12 protein-coding genes are annotated in these 14,987 nt (G+C 51.0%); 8 read left to right on the forward strand and 4 right to left on the reverse strand.

Annotated elements, in window-relative coordinates; genetic code table 11:
* Positions 1-26 precede the first annotated feature (26 nt).
* The 4 genes from J7445_RS00125 to fabG all read left to right on the forward strand — a co-directional run bounded on the left by J7445_RS00125 (position 27) and on the right by fabG (position 6,889).
* Positions 27-3,737, forward strand: coding sequence for a glycosyltransferase (locus J7445_RS00125; protein WP_070654822.1), 3,711 nt, complete (start codon positions 27-29; stop codon positions 3,735-3,737).
* A 143-nt stretch (positions 3,738-3,880) separates the two neighbouring features.
* Entirely contained in the window at positions 3,881-4,891 is a 1,011-nt protein-coding gene (locus J7445_RS00130; protein ID WP_070654824.1) for a WaaS/CpsH family glycosyltransferase, read from the forward strand.
* A 9-nt stretch (positions 4,892-4,900) separates the two neighbouring features.
* Complete coding sequence (locus J7445_RS00135) at positions 4,901-5,941, forward strand: WaaS/CpsH family glycosyltransferase (protein ID WP_070654826.1); 1,041 nt, start codon at positions 4,901-4,903, stop codon at positions 5,939-5,941.
* A 201-nt stretch (positions 5,942-6,142) separates the two neighbouring features.
* Complete coding sequence (gene fabG / locus J7445_RS00140) at positions 6,143-6,889, forward strand: 3-oxoacyl-ACP reductase FabG (protein WP_070654828.1); 747 nt, start codon at positions 6,143-6,145, stop codon at positions 6,887-6,889.
* 62 nt (positions 6,890-6,951) lie between these two features.
* Here the strand turns inward: fabG and J7445_RS00145 are convergent, their stop codons facing one another.
* From J7445_RS00145 to rng, 3 genes are all read right to left on the reverse strand, one after another.
* Positions 6,952-8,271, reverse strand: a complete 1,320-nt coding sequence (locus J7445_RS00145; RefSeq protein ID WP_070654830.1) for an ATP-binding protein — start codon at positions 8,269-8,271, stop codon at positions 6,952-6,954.
* Positions 8,272-8,347: 76 nt separating this feature from the next.
* Positions 8,348-9,019, reverse strand: a complete 672-nt coding sequence (locus tag J7445_RS00150; RefSeq protein WP_070498670.1) for a response regulator — start codon at positions 9,017-9,019, stop codon at positions 8,348-8,350.
* Positions 9,020-9,273: 254 nt separating this feature from the next.
* On the reverse strand, positions 9,274-10,767 hold the full coding sequence (rng, locus tag J7445_RS00155; protein ID WP_070654832.1) for a ribonuclease G: 1,494 nt from the start codon (positions 10,765-10,767) through the stop codon (positions 9,274-9,276).
* Positions 10,768-11,104: 337 nt separating this feature from the next.
* Between rng and grxC the strand changes: the two genes are divergently transcribed.
* Positions 11,105-11,362 (forward strand): glutaredoxin 3, encoded by a 258-nt coding sequence (grxC, locus tag J7445_RS00160; RefSeq protein WP_003741129.1) that lies wholly within the window; start codon positions 11,105-11,107, stop codon positions 11,360-11,362.
* Between the two features lie 25 nt (positions 11,363-11,387).
* On the forward strand, positions 11,388-11,822 hold the full coding sequence (gene secB, locus J7445_RS00165; RefSeq protein WP_003741126.1) for a protein-export chaperone SecB: 435 nt from the start codon (positions 11,388-11,390) through the stop codon (positions 11,820-11,822).
* Between the two features lie 79 nt (positions 11,823-11,901).
* Here the strand turns inward: secB and tsaD are convergent, their stop codons facing one another.
* Entirely contained in the window at positions 11,902-12,963 is a 1,062-nt protein-coding gene (tsaD, locus tag J7445_RS00170) for a tRNA (adenosine(37)-N6)-threonylcarbamoyltransferase complex transferase subunit TsaD (protein ID WP_070654834.1), read from the reverse strand.
* A 424-nt stretch (positions 12,964-13,387) separates the two neighbouring features.
* On the opposite strand from tsaD, the gene aroG reads away from it, so the two are divergent.
* Together aroG and J7445_RS00180 are read left to right on the forward strand one after the other, a co-directional pair.
* Positions 13,388-14,437 (forward strand): 3-deoxy-7-phosphoheptulonate synthase AroG, encoded by a 1,050-nt coding sequence (gene aroG / locus J7445_RS00175; protein ID WP_209283080.1) that lies wholly within the window; start codon positions 13,388-13,390, stop codon positions 14,435-14,437.
* A 233-nt stretch (positions 14,438-14,670) separates the two neighbouring features.
* Complete coding sequence (locus J7445_RS00180; protein WP_209283081.1) at positions 14,671-14,895, forward strand: glycine zipper 2TM domain-containing protein; 225 nt, start codon at positions 14,671-14,673, stop codon at positions 14,893-14,895.
* The last annotated feature ends 92 nt before the right edge of the window (positions 14,896-14,987 follow it).

Consider the following 14,987-nt stretch of genomic DNA (forward strand, 5'->3'; position numbering starts at 1 on the left):
CGAACAGACAGAAAGGAACTATCCGCATGAATCATCAAGCCCAGTCCCCCACCGTCTCCGTGATGATCCCTTACTACAACTGTAAGGAATACATTGTAGAAACCATCCAGTCCGTCCTTAGCCAAAGCCATCAGAATTTTGAAATCATCATTGTTGATGACGGCTCCGACCCGGAACACGCCGATTATTTGAGGGAGTTTTTGGCAGACAAGCCCGCCATACGTTACGCCGTACAAAACAATCAAGGCGTTGCCGCCGCTCGAAACCATGCAGCGCGACTGGCGGGGGGTAAATACTTCCTGTTTCTTGATTCAGACGACCTCATCCTGCCGGATTACATCGAAAAATGCGTCACGGTTTTGGAAAACAATCCCGACTGTAAGCTGGTGTATCCGTTGGCAGAATATTTTGATGCGCAAGAAGGTTTGTGGAATCTGCCGGATTATGACGGTTTGGAAAGCCTGTTGACGGGCAACCGTTTTCCTTCATCCGTCTCCATGCACCGCGCTGAAGATTTTGCTGCCTTGGGTGGATTTGATGAAAACCTGACAACACATGAAGACTGGGATTTTTGGATACGCCTCTTAAGCAACGGCGGAACCGTTATCCGCATTCCGGAAGTGTTGTTCCGCTACCGTAAACGCCGTGACGGGTCATCGCTGATCAACCGCTTGGAGCAAAATCCTGATTTAAACCGCGAAGACTGGCAAAAAGTCTACGAAAAAAACCGCGCGCTGTTTATGCAATATCATTTGGGATATTCCGACTGTATTCAAAAAATATCCTTACTAGAACAACAAATCCAATCTTTATCCGAGCTAAACCTTCAATTGCGAGAAGACAATACCAATATGCAAAATCAAAACCAAGAATTGCAGCATGTAATGGCAAAACTGCTGCAACAAACCGAACTGTCTGCCAAGCAGACCGAGTCTCTGCAACAGCAAATCGACATGTTGATGCAGTTGATGGTGCGCAGCCAGGCAGCAGAAGAGCAATCGAAAGAACAAGAAAAACAAATCGAACTGCTGAAAAAACAAATCGATACCTTGCAGCAGGAAAAACAGTCGCTCGAACACACCATCCATACCTTGAATGAAAACAGGCAATCGTTCGAGCAAACCATACACGGACTCAATGAAAACCGTGCTTTATTGGAGCAGCACATCCGTCAGGAAAGTCAACGATTGGCAAAATACAAAGGGTTGTGGACGGTTAAGGTATTCAAGCCTTTCGTTAAAACCGAACAGGCCATCAGCTCTGCCAACCGCTACCGCAAAGGCTTCCGTTTTTTGGTACGCGAGAAGGGCAGTATCGGCAAGGCATATCAGTTTTTACGCCGCCATTACAAGCAAACCCATTCGATTAAAAGCGTGAAACAGATATTGAAAGCCGTCAGTTCTGCATCGGCTTTTGAGCATTCGATTCAGGCAGACCCGATTCCGCAAACGTTTATCCAGCGGCTGTCCAAACATGCTGCCGACACGCTTGCGCCTAAAGTTGCCATCATTGCCGAACTTAGTATTCCGCAATGCAAAAAATACCGCGTTATCCAAAAGCAGGAAATGCTTGAAGAGCTGGGTATTCCTTGTTCCGTGACTTCATGGATGGACAGCAACGAAGCCAAGAAACAGATTTCTTTGGCAAGTTTGGTGATTTTCTACCGCGTTCCCGGTTTTGACAGCGTAATGGATTTAATTGCGGAATGCCGTCGTCTGAACATCAAAACATTATGGGAAGTGGATGATCTGGTTTTTGACGAAGACGTCCTGAAAACCAGCAGCACCATCAACTTGCTTGAACCGGCAGAAAGAGAGGGCGTAATCAACGGCGCGAAACTTTACCGTCAAGCCATGTTGGCGTGCGACGAAGGTATCGCTTCGACTTCCGGGCTGGCAAAAGCCATGAAGGAAGCAGGTTTGGAAACCGTTTATGTGGTTGAAAACGCGTTGGATGATGAAACGCTGGCAGCGGCACGCAGCATTGAGGGTCGTCTGAAAAAACAAGAAGACGGTTTGATTCGGATTATTTACGGTTCTGGCACCAAAACGCACAACATCGACTTCTTGGAAGCCGCTCCCGCACTTGCCAACATATTGAAAGAAAATCCGAATGTCAGGTTCAGAATCATCGGATATTTGGAGCTGCCCGAATATTTCGATGAAGTACAAAGCCAAATCGAGCGCATCCCATTTTGCAACTATACGGAATACCTGACTTATTTGTCCGAATGCGACATCAGCATCGCACCTTTGGAAAACTTCGTTTTCAACGATGCCAAGAGCAATATCAAATACCTTGAAGCCTCGATTACCAAAGTGGCGTCCGTATGCTCGCCAAGGGCGGCTTTTGCCGATGTGATTGTCAACGGTGAAAACGGCTTTCTGGCAGACAACGAACAGCAATGGCATGAAGCGTTCGACACTCTGATTCAAAATCCCGAGCTGCGCGACAGTATGGCGCAGGCGGCATACCGTACGGTCACGGAAACATACAGCCCGCAAGCCATCGGCAGCACGCAGCTTGCACCTGCCGTCCGTTTTGAATCTGCCGCAAAAGGGAAGACCAAAGTCTTATCGTTTAACGTTTTCTATCATCCTCAATCGTTTGGCGGGGCGACCATCGTTGCCGAACAACTGAACAAACTGCTTGCCGATGAAGAAACCTACGAAATATATGCGGTAACGACTTTGCCGATGAAGAGCTGGCTGCCGCCGTACAGCGTTATCCGTTACGAATACGGCAAAGTAACCGTTTTCGGCGTTGCCGTTCCCTCAGAAGATGCAGCCGCCCACGAAAACCTGCGTTTTGATGCAGCTGTCAAAGACATCATCGAACTTGTACAGCCCGACATCGCCCATATCCACTGCATTCAAAGCATGGGTGTCGGTATGGTAGATATTTGTCGGGAAGCTGGTGTCAAAACCCTCGTTACCCTGCATGACGCATGGTGGATTTGTCCGAACCAGTTCATGCTTGACGAAAATGAAGTCTTCCGCGAGCAATGGAATACCGAAGACGAACGGAGCAAAACCATAGCCCGCGCCCTGTCGAAAATCGATATTCTGCTTGCGCCCAGCAAATATTTTGCCGAACTGCATGAAAGAACTTTGGGCAGGAACGTCCTCGTCAACAAAAACGGCGTTACCCGCCCCTTGGGTCAAATATCCAAACGGAAAAAAGACGTTATCCGCTTCGGCTATGTCGGCGGGAAAACCAAAATCAAAGGCGTTCATCTGATTTTGGAAGCTTTCAGGAAACACCGTTTCCCCAATACCGAACTGGTTGTCGTGGACAATCTGCTCAACCTTGGTGCGCGTTCGTTTTTTGACAGCGATTTCGACGGCGTGGAACGCTTCCGCATCGAACCTGCTTACAGCCAAGATACCATCGACCACTTCTTCTCGGAAATCGATGTTTTGTTGTTCCCGACCCAATGGAAAGAAAGTTTCGGGCTGACGGTCAGAGAGGCAGTGTTGCGTGATGTTTGGGTAATCGCTACTGACGCGGGCGGTGTGTCCGAAGACATTATCGACGGCGAAAACGGCACGGTCATTCCGTTTGACAGCGGCGTGGAAGAATTGAGTCGCGCCATTGCCGAGGTTTGCGAACGCTATCAAGCAATGGACGACGGCGCAGTCATTGAACTGCCGAAAAGCCATATTCGGACTTTTGCGGAACAAAAAGACGAATTGGCAGGACTATATCAAGAAATACTGTCGAACCAAGCAGATTGATGTTTTCAGACGACCCTTTCGATGGCAGCAAAGGTCATCTGAAAATGACAGAGAATGAACTTTGAACCCGTACGGCGTTGTTTTGTCTAAACTAATTTTCACTGCATTGAAGCACTTGATATTAACCGCATCACATCTTAATCATGAACAAAACCATCATACTGGTCGCCCCATATATGTACGGGTTGGATAAGTGCATAGAAAAAAATCTGCGCTTCCACGGCTTCAATGTCATCAATCTCTGTTACGACGACAGGGACTCATACTATCCGCACATAGGCTGCCGTATTCTCGGTTTGTATCATAAACACATTAAAAAAGACGGCGATTATAAGAAAAAACTGAAATATTCCCGCTACCGGGGGCAGATAGTAGAAAAATTGGCTACATTAGAGGGAAACAAAGCAGACTATGCTCTTTGTATTCGCGCCAATATTTATCCCAAAGAAATTATTTCTGCTGTTCGTGAGCATAGCAAAGTATGTGTCAACTACCAATGGGACGGTATCGACCGTTTCCCCGACATCATCGAATATCTGCCCTATTTTGACCGCTGCTGGGTGTTCAATAAAAACGATGTGGAGAAATACCCCCAACACCGTTTTAAAGCAACCACTAATTTCTATTTCGATTTTCCCATTGAGGGAAACGGAAAAACGGAAGGTCTTTATTTTTTAGGCGGCTACGAAGCAGGCAGAGAACATCAAACCTCCGTTTTTCTTAATGAAGCACGCAAGCTGGGATTGCCTTTGGATTTCCATATCTACTGCAAAGACGACCGTGCAAGCAAAATTTTTGGCAACGACGGCATTATCTATTTAAATAGACAAAGCATCCTAAGCTTTGAGCAAAATCTGCAAAAGGTCAAAAACTGTCTGGCAGTCGTCGATTTTGTCCAATTTGAAAATTACGGCTTGTCTTTCCGCGTATTTGACGCCCTGTGTTTCGACAAAAAACTGATTACCAGCAATCAGGCAGTAACGGAATGCGACTTCTATCATCCCGACAACATCTTTATTTGGGACGGAGAAAGCCTTGATGGATTGGAAGACTTTTTCAGACGACCTTACCATCCCGTTTCCAAAGAAATAAAAAACAAATACGCCTTCGGCAACTGGGTTCGCCGAATCCTCGACATATCAGACGAATCATAAAGAGATACCATGACGACCGAACAAAAAACGATTATCTTGGGGATGCCCTCCGACAACCAAATCTACCGCGTCATCGAAGCCGCCTTAAATCATCACGGCTTCAACGTCGTCAGCGTCGTCATGGACAACCTGAATTTCCGCTATCCTTCCCTTTCCAGTCGTCTGAAAGTCAAATTCAGGCAACTGGTGCTGCGGGACAAGAATGCCAAAAAAGACTTTAAATCCGCTCAATTAATCCGAGACGCCGAAAACAAACTGGCAGCGTACGGCAAGGCGGATTACGCCCTGTTTATCCGCGGCGACATCTACTCGCCTGAGTTTCTGGATATGATTAAACGTCATACCCGTCATGGCAATATGGTCAACTACCAATGGGACGGCATCGACCGTTTCCCCGCCATTTGGGATTGCGCCGACCAGTTCGACCGTATTTACGTTTTTGATCCCGCCGATATGCGAAATTCGAAACATCCTTTCCTGCCGACCACCAACTTCTATTTCGATCACGACGTCAACCTGCCCGAAAACCCGCCCAACGATTTCTATTTCATCGGCTGGCATATGCCCGACCGCGCCCCGATTATTTCCGCGTTCGGCAAAGCGGCCGAAACGCTGGGCTGGAAGCTCGACTTCAATATCGGCTGTCTGAATACCGACGTCGATACCCTCCGCCGTTTTTATCCTACGGAAAACATCAAAATCTTCATCGGCGTCAGAAGTTTCGCAGACAACCTCGAAGCCGCCAAACAGGCAAAAATCCTGATAGATTTCAAAACGCCCGTTCACAACGGCCTCTCGTTCCGCCCCTTCGAAGCCCTCGGTTACCGCAAAAAACTGATTACCACCAACGCTGAAATCAAAAAATACGATTTCTACCACCCCGACAACATCTTCGTTTGGGATGGTAAAAGTTTGGATGGTTTGGCAGAATTTGTCGCCAAACCCTACTGCGAACTGTCGCCCGAAATCTACCAAAAATACAGTTTCGGCAACTGGTTGCGCTATATTCTAGACATACCGCCCCATCAAAAAATAACCCTGCCCGAATAAACGGAGAGGTCGTCTGAAATTTGCCGATATAGCAGATAAAATAGGCAATGCCTGCACTATCATTCCCGCCTGTGCGGGAATGACAATACGGAGGCTTCTTATTTTGTTTCAGACGACCTCAAAAATTAGATTCATCACACTATTTATGCTATAAGGTCGTCTGAAATCAACAGACTCCATTCCCAAAACAAGGAAGTAAACATGAGCACACAAGATTTAAGCGGCAAAGTCGCATTGGTAATAGGCGCATCGCGCGGTATCGGCGCGGCGATTGCCGACACACTGGCGGCGGCAGGTGCCAAAGTCATCGGTACGGCGACCAGCGAAAGCGGCGTGGCAGCAATTAGCGAACGTCTGGCGCAATGGGGCGGCGAAGGCCGTGCATTGAATTCCGCCGAACCCGAAACCATTGAAAACCTGATCGCCGACATCGAAAAAGTGTTCGGCAAGCTGGATATTCTGGTCAACAACGCCGGCATCACCCGCGACAACCTCCTGATGCGTATGAAAGAAGAAGAGTGGGACGACATCATGCAGGTTAACCTCAAATCCGTGTTCCGCGCCTCTAAAGCCGTATTGCGCGGCATGATGAAGCAGCGTGCCGGCCGCATCATCAACATCACATCCGTTGTCGGCGTGATGGGCAATGCCGGTCAGACCAACTATGCCGCGGCAAAAGCGGGCTTGATCGGTTTCTCCAAATCCATGGCGCGCGAAGTCGGCAGCCGCGGCATTACCGTCAACTGCGTCGCTCCCGGCTTTATCGACACCGACATGACCCGCGCCCTGCCTGAAGAAACCCGAAAAACCTTCGAAGCGCAAACTTCGCTGGGCAAATTCGGCGAAGCGCAGGACATTGCCGATGCGGTATTGTTCCTCGCTTCCGACCAAGCAAAATACATCACCGGTCAAACGCTGCACGTCAACGGCGGCATGTTGATGCCTTGATTCGGCTTGGAAAATAAAGAAGGTCGTCTGAAAACGGATTTCAGACGACCTTTTTGTTTTGTTTAGTCTGCTTGCAGCAGTTGCTTGTTGAGTTCCGCCTGTATCAGCAGGCCGTGGGCGAAGTTGCGGCTGTCGGTGAGGATGAGTTTGCCGCCGTAGCGTTTGGCGATGGCGTCGGCGATGGAGAGTCCGAGTCCGGTGCCTTGCTGTTCCGTGCCGAGTATGCGGTAGAAGGCGTCGGTTACGCGGCTGCGTTCGGCAGCGGGGATGCCGGGGCCGTCGTCTTCCACCCAGATGGTGAGGGTGGTCGGGGTCTCGCTGAAACCTATGTCGATGCGGCCGCCTGCGGGGGTGTAGCGGATGGCGTTGTCGGTGAAGGTTTTGATGAGGGTGTAGATTTCGGTGTCGTCGGCTCGGATGCGCAGGTCGTTTTCGACGGCGACGCCGATGTCTTGCTGTTTGTCGAGGGCGAGGGGCATGAGTTCTTGCAGCACGCGGCGGAACTGGGCTTGCAGGCTGATGTTGGTCAGGTTGCGTTGGGTTTCGGAGCCTTGGGCGCGGGCGTGGGTCAGGAGCTGCTCGAGCAGGTGGCGGTTGCGCTGTATGCTTTGGAGGATGAGTCCGGTCTGTTCGCGGGCTTCGTCCGATTGTGGCAGCTTGGTGAGCCGTTCTGCCTGAAGGGAGAGGGCGGTCAGGGGGCTGCGCAGTTCGTGGGCGGCATCGGCGATGAAGCGTTGCTGGCGGCGGATGTTTTCGCCTGTACGTTGCAGCAGTTGGTTGATGGCGGTAACGAAGCCTTGTATTTCGCTGGGCACGCCTTCTCCGTCCAGCGGCGAGAGGTCGTCTGAACGGCGTTGTCCGAGGGAGGCGGAAAGGGTCTTAACGGGACGCATGGCGCGGTAGGTGATCCACACGGTCAGCAGGATCATGAGGGGCAGGGCGATGAGCAGCGGGAGGACGCTTTGGTAGGCGGCGGTGGCTGCGAGATCGTCGCGGTATTCGGTTTCTTGGAGTACGGCGATTTTACCTTGCGGAGTTTGGCGGACGTAGGCGCGGTATTCGTCGTCATCGTCGTCAACGCCGCCTTTGATGGTGTGGAATCCTTCGCCGAGTGTGTTGGACAGGGGGACGGTGTCTTCTTGTCCGAAGGTTTGGATGAGGATGTGGTTTTCGCTGCCTATTTGTGTGTAGTCGGTGGTTTTGGGGTTGATGTAGGCGGCGGTTTGGCGCAACAGGTCGTCCTGAAGCTCTTCGGCTTCATGGTAGGTTTGGTAATAGGAGAACGCGCCTGCGATGATGGACAAAGGCAGGAACATCAGTATCAGGGCGATGCTGATACGGACTTGCAGGGATTGTTTGAGGGTCTGGATAAAGTGATGCATAGTGTGTTTGGTAAGGCTGTTTTAGGTTTTGTTATTAATTATGGCATGGGCGGGCATGGATGCGCGGATTGAGGTTTCAGACGACCTCTTTTGCGACTAGCCAGCCTACGCCGCGTACGTTTTGGATGTGTTCTTTGCCGAGCTTTTTACGCAGGGCGTGGATGAGGAAATCGACGGCGTTGCTCTCGACTTCTTCGCCCCAGCCGTAGATTTTGTCTTCAAGGTCGCTGCGGGAGAGGATGATGCCGGGGCGCATCATCAGGGCTTGGAGGACGGCAAATTCTTTGTTGCTCAGGAGGACGGGTTTGTCTTCTCCTTTGACTTCGACTTGGTAGGTGGCGGGGTTGAGGGTAAGTGCGCCGTTGGTCAGCAGGGTTTGGCTGTGGCCGCTGTGGCGGCGCAGGACGGCGCGCATACGGGCTTGCAGCTCCGCCATGTCGAAGGGTTTGACGATGTAGTCGTCGGCGCCGCCGTCCAGCCCGTTGAGGCGGCTGTGGAGGTCGTCGCGGGCGGTTACGATGAGGACGGGGGTTTTGCTGCCTTCGTGTCGGATTTGGGTGAGAACATCCAACCCGTCTTTGCCGGGCAGTCCGAGGTCGAGCAGCAGCAAGTCGTAGTTCTGTGCCTGAAGGGCGGTAGAAACTTGGCTGCCGTTTTTGACCCAATCGACGGCATAGCCGCTGTCTTTGAGGTTGGCGGCTACGGCTTGGGCAATCATGTGGTCGTCTTCTGCAAGCAATACGCGCATGGTGTTCTCCTTAATTAATGGGAGGATAGCAGGGGAAAATTAGGAAGGGTTTAGCAGGAGGTCGTCTGAAAACGGAATCGGGTTTTCAGACGACCTTTTTGTTGTTTTTCCGTACTTTATCGGGTTCCTTGGGCGTGGGTTTTGCTTAGTATGCTGGACATTTTTTCTAAAGGAATACTGCACCTGAATTGTTTACCAATCTTGCCAAAAGGTCGTCTGAAAACCCGATTCCGTTTTCAGACGACCTTTTGTCATTACAGCAACACAATATCGTACTGTTCCTGCGTGTAGGCGGTTTCGACTGCCAGCGAAATCGGTTTGCCGATAAAGTCTATCAGCATCGCCAGCGATTGCGATTCTTCGTCGAGGAAGAGGTCGATGACGTTGGGTGCGGCGAGGATACGGAAGGACTGCACGTCGTAACGGCGGGCTTCACGGACGATTTCGCGCTGGATTTCGTAACAGATGGTCTGCGGCGTTTTCAGACGACCCCTGCCTTGGCAGGACGGGCAGGGTTCGCAGAGGATTTGGCTGAGGTTTTCACGCGAACGTTTGCGGGTCAATTCGACCAAACCCAAGCTGGTGAAGCCGTTGAGGGTAACGCGGGTACGGTCGAAGGCGAGGGCTTTGGCAAGCTCTTGCAATACGGCTTCGCGGTGGGCTTCCTGCGCCATGTCGATGAAGTCGATAATGATGATGCCGCCGAGGTTGCGCAACCGTAATTCGCGGGCGATGGTGTGGCAGGCTTCAAGGTTGGTGCGGAAGATGGTTTCGTCGAAGTTGCGCGCACCGACGAAGCCGCCGGTGTTCACGTCTATCGTGGTCATGGCTTCGGTGGACTCGATAATCAGGTAGCTGCCGAAGTTGAGGTTGACGCGCGGTTGCAGGGCGCGGCTGATTTCCTGTTCGACGTTGTGGGTTTCAAACAGCGGGCGTTCGCCTTTGAACAACTCTATCCTGCCCAATGCGCCGTGGACGTATTGCTCGGCGAAGCGGGTCATGCGGCGGTGGTTTTCGGTTGAGTCGACCAGAATTTTTTGCGTGTCGAGGCTGAACATATCGCGCAACACGCGCAGGCTCAAAGGCAAATCCTGATACAGCAGGGTTTCCGGAGGCTGGATTTTTGCTTGTTCTTGAATGTGTTCCCACACTTTGGTCAGGTAGTGGATGTCGGACTGAAGCTGCTCGTCGGTGGCGTTTTCGGCGTTGGTACGGATAATGTAGCCGTGGCACGCGTCTTCGGGCAGCAGGTTGGTCAGGCGTTCGCGCAGGCTGTTGCGCTCGGTATCGTCTTCGATGCGCTGGGAAATGCCGATGTGGTCCTCCTGCGGAAGGTGGACGAGGAAACGTCCGGCCAGCGAAATTTGAGTGGAAAGGCGTGCGCCTTTGGTGTTGATAGGGTCTTTGATGACTTGCACCAAAACCGACTGCCCTTCAAACAACATATGCTCGATGCGCTGGGTTTCGTCGGGGTTGCGGCGTTGTTCGAGGACATCGACGATGTGCAGAAACGCGGCGCGTTCCAAACCGATGTCGATGAACGCACTCTGCATGCCGGGCAACACGCGGCGCACCACGCCCAGATAAATATTGCCGACCAGACTGTGGCCGCTGTTGCGTTCGATGTGCAGCTCGCAGATATTGTTTTCTTCCAACACCGCCACGCGCGTTTCCTGCGGCGTAATGTTAACAAGCACGGTTTCGGGCGGACGGATAGCGTCCTTCGGGATAGGAATTCCTGAAAGCATTGTTTAGTTCCTGATTTTTAATAAGAAATATAGTAGATTAAATTTGAACCAGCCCGGTTTTGCTTTGCTCAAACCTGAAAAATGATCGGCTGATTGTGTTGCTGTTCTGACTCAAATTTAATCTACCATCCGCTTGCCGTCGGTTTTGTGGAAAATAAATGACAAAAGCGGTTCGGATTACCGTTTATCATACTTTAAAAACGGCGTTTTGGCACATGGGCGGCAGGCAGCCCTTACGCCCTGAAAACAAAGATTCAGGCAAAATAGCCGATTTCAAGTATTGTAAAATAAACCATATGCCCATATAGTGAACCCCATTAGAACTCTGAAAACAATCATGCAAACCGTTACGATGTACACAGGCGCGTTCTGCCCCTACTGCACCATGGCTAAAAAGCTGCTGCATTCGCTGGGCGTCGCCGAAATCAACGAAATCCGCGTCGACCGCAGCCCCGAAGCCTTTGCCGAAATGCAGCAGCTTTCCGGGCAGCGCAGCATACCGCAAATTTTCATCGGCGATACCCACGTCGGCGGTTTCACCGATTTGTACGGCCTGCACCGCGAAGGCAGGCTGGATTCTTTATTAAACCCGTAACTTTAAACCCAACTAGGAAAACAAAATGAGCGAAGAATTGCAACCCGTATTCAGCATTGAGCGTCTGTTCGTCAAAGACCTGTCTTTGGAAGTGCCCAACGCCCCCCAAATCTTCTTAGAACAAGGCGAGCCTGAAGTCGATATGCGCGTTTCCACCAACAGCGAGAAGCTGGAAGAAGGCTACTACAACGTTGACGTAACCGTTACCGTAACCGCCAAACTCAACGCCGAGCGTACCATGTTCCTCAACGAAGTAACCCAAAGCGGCATCTTCCGTCTGGAAAACATCCCTGAAGAAGACGTTCAACTGCTCTTAGGCGTAGCCTGCCCGAACATCCTCTTCCCTTACGCACGCGAAGCCATTTCCACCAGCGTAACCCGCGCCGGCTTCCCGCCCGTACTGCTCGCTCCGATCAACTTCGAAGCCATGTACCAGCAACAACAAGAAGGCAACGCATAATCCGCGTTCCCTGTTTGTCAAAAGGTCGTCTGAAAATCCAAACCCAAGTTTTCAGACGACCTTTTGTCTTTGCCATACTCTATTTCACAATATCCGACAGCGGCCAGCGCGGTTTGATGTTGAATGCGCCTGCGGGCTGCCGCTCCTGCAACCTCATTGCGCCGGCAAAGGCAATCATCGCGCCGTTGTCGGTGCAGTATTCCATAGGTGGGAAACAGACTTTGATTTTTTCTTCCTTAGGCTTAGGTTTGCCTTTTTCAGACGGCTTTTTGACGCTCAAGCGGGAAAATTCGTCGCGCAGCTTCCAGTTTGCACCGACGCCGCCCGCGACGACCAAAGTTCTGAAACCGGTATCCAACAAGGCTTTTTTGGCTTTGGCAGCGAGGACGTCAATTACCGCGTCTTGAAACGCGCGGCAGATGTCGTTGCGCGTTTGCTCGGGGATTTCGCCATCGTTTTCGGCGCGGACTTTTTCGACGGCGGTCAGCACGGCGGTTTTCAAACCGGAGAAGCTCATCTGCAAATCGTGCGAATGGAGCATGGGGCGCGGGAACGAGAAGGCATTGGGATTGCCCAGCTTCGCCAGTTCGGACAGCTTCGCGCCGCCGGGGTAGGGCAGTCCTAAGAGTTTGGCGGTTTTGTCGAACGCTTCGCCCGCCGCGTCATCGACGCTTTCTCCCATCAGCGTGTAGTCGCCGATGCCGCGCACCGCCATAAACTGCGTATGCCCGCCCGAAACCAGCAGGGCGACGAACGGAAATTCAGGCTTGTCGTCCGCCAAAAGCGGAGAGAGCAAATGACCTTCGAGATGGTGGATGGGAATGACGGGTTTGTTCAGGGCAAACGCCAAAGCGTTGGCATAGCCCGAACCCGCCAGAAGCGCGCCGCCCAAACCCGGCCCTTGGGTGTAGGCGACGGCATCGATGTCGTCGTATGAAACGCCCGCCTCCTGCAAACAGCCCTGCGTCAGCGGCACGACGCGGCGGATGTGGTCGCGGCTGGCAAGTTCGGGAACAACGCCGCCGTATTCGGCGTGCATTGCCATTTGGGTGTGAAGATGGTGCGCCAACAGGCCGCGTTCGGTGTCGTAAAGCGCAACGCCCGTTTCATCACAGGATGATTCGATTCCGAGTACCAACATGGTTTGAGGTCGTCTGAAAATAAGGATGCGGTATTTTAACGGATTTCGGATGGGCTTGGCTTGCTTGAGGTTTGGGAATATGCAGTGGGAGAGGCTATATCATATATATACGATACGGAATTGGGTTTGCTATCCGGTTATACCGAGCATTTTTATTGTCTGAGTTTTTGTTATTTAAATTTGATTACATTAGACATATTAGAGACGCATCGGGTGGGAGGATTGTCGGCAATTTTGATTTTTAAATTTAATTGATAGAAATATTATTGCTTATATTTTTATATTTTATGATTTTTAATGCTTTAAAATACAAAAAAATTATTTTTTTGAAATAAAATTGCTTAATAATTGGGAAAAGGCTTGTTTAAAACAGGTAAAGAAGGTAATCTATGCCTCGATTTATCTGAATTTGAAAGCAATAACAATGACCAAACAATACCCTACCGACGATATTAAGATTAAAGAAGTCAAAGAGCTGCTGCCGCCGATTGCCCATTTGTACGAGCTGCCGATTTCTGATGAAGCAGCGGGACTGGTACACCGCACACGTCATGAAATCGCCGATTTGGTTCACGGCAAGGACAACCGCCTGCTGGTGATTATCGGTCCGTGTTCCATCCACGACCCCAAAGCCGCCTTGGAATACGCCGAACGTTTGCTGGTGTTGCGCAAGAAATATGAAAAAGAATTGCTGATTGTGATGCGCGTGTATTTTGAAAAACCGCGCACGACGGTGGGCTGGAAAGGTCTGATTAACGATCCGCACTTGGATGGTACGTTCGACATCAACTATGGTCTGCGTCAGGCACGCAGTTTGCTGCTGACGCTGAACAATATGGGCATGCCCGCTTCGACGGAGTTCCTCGACATGATTACGCCGCAATATTACGCGGACTTGATTTCTTGGGGCGCGATCGGTGCGCGGACGACGGAGAGCCAGGTACACCGAGAACTCGCCAGCGGTCTGTCTTGTCCGGTCGGTTTCAAAAACGGTACGGACGGCAATCTGAAAATCGCCATCGATGCGATTGGCGCGGCAAGTCATCCGCATCACTTCCTGTCTGTAACCAAAGCAGGGCATTCCGCCATTGTGCATACCGGCGGCAATCCCGACTGCCACGTTATCCTGCGCGGCGGCAAAGAACCGAATTACAGCACCGAACACGTCAAATCGGCGGCGGAGCAATTAATAAAAGCCGGTTTGTCGCCCAAGCTGATGGTCGATTGCAGCCACGCAAACAGCCGTAAAGATTACAGACGGCAGATGGAAGTTGCCCAAGACGTCGCCGCGCAACTGGAAAACGGCGAAGACAATATTATGGGCGTGATGGTGGAAAGCCATTTGGTCGAAGGAAGACAGGACAAGCCCGAGGTTTACGGGCAAAGCATTACCGATGCCTGCATCGGCTGGGATACCACCGAAGAAATGCTCGCGCTTTTGGCTGCGGCAAACCGTAAACGGGTCGCGCCTTAAATCGGTTTGTGTGGCGAAAAAGAGGTCGTCTGAAAAGTCTGTGTGTGGGTAAAAACAGACAGTTTCAGACGACCTTTTATTTAATTTGTCTGATTTATCGGATTATGGTTTTTTCTAACTGTCCGCCTGTTAAGTTATCCTAGTTTAAAATGACTTTACTTATTGGAATAAATATTAATGACTTGGTGTGACATACTTTCGTTACTGAGTTAACCCACAACGGAGAACACACCATGAGGAAGTCTTTCTTGACTAAAACTTTGACCTTGATCGCCATTGCTACTTCTCTGAGTGCATGTGCGGGCATGACCCAAACACAACGCAATACTGCTACTGGCGCGGTATTGGGCGGTGTAGCGGGTAACTTGATCGGCGGCGATACCGGCTCTACTTTGGGCGGCGCAGCATTGGGCGGCGTTATCGGCAGCCAAGTTCATCGCGGACATCGCTATCGTTAAGTAGTTCATTAATATCATTATGCAAACCGTTCCGATTGTTTCATTTGTCGGAACGGTTTTTGTTTGATGGGGCAATGGGAAAAGGTCGTCTG

The organism is Neisseria sicca (assembly GCF_017753665.1).
GTDB lineage: Bacteria > Pseudomonadota > Gammaproteobacteria > Burkholderiales > Neisseriaceae > Neisseria > Neisseria flava.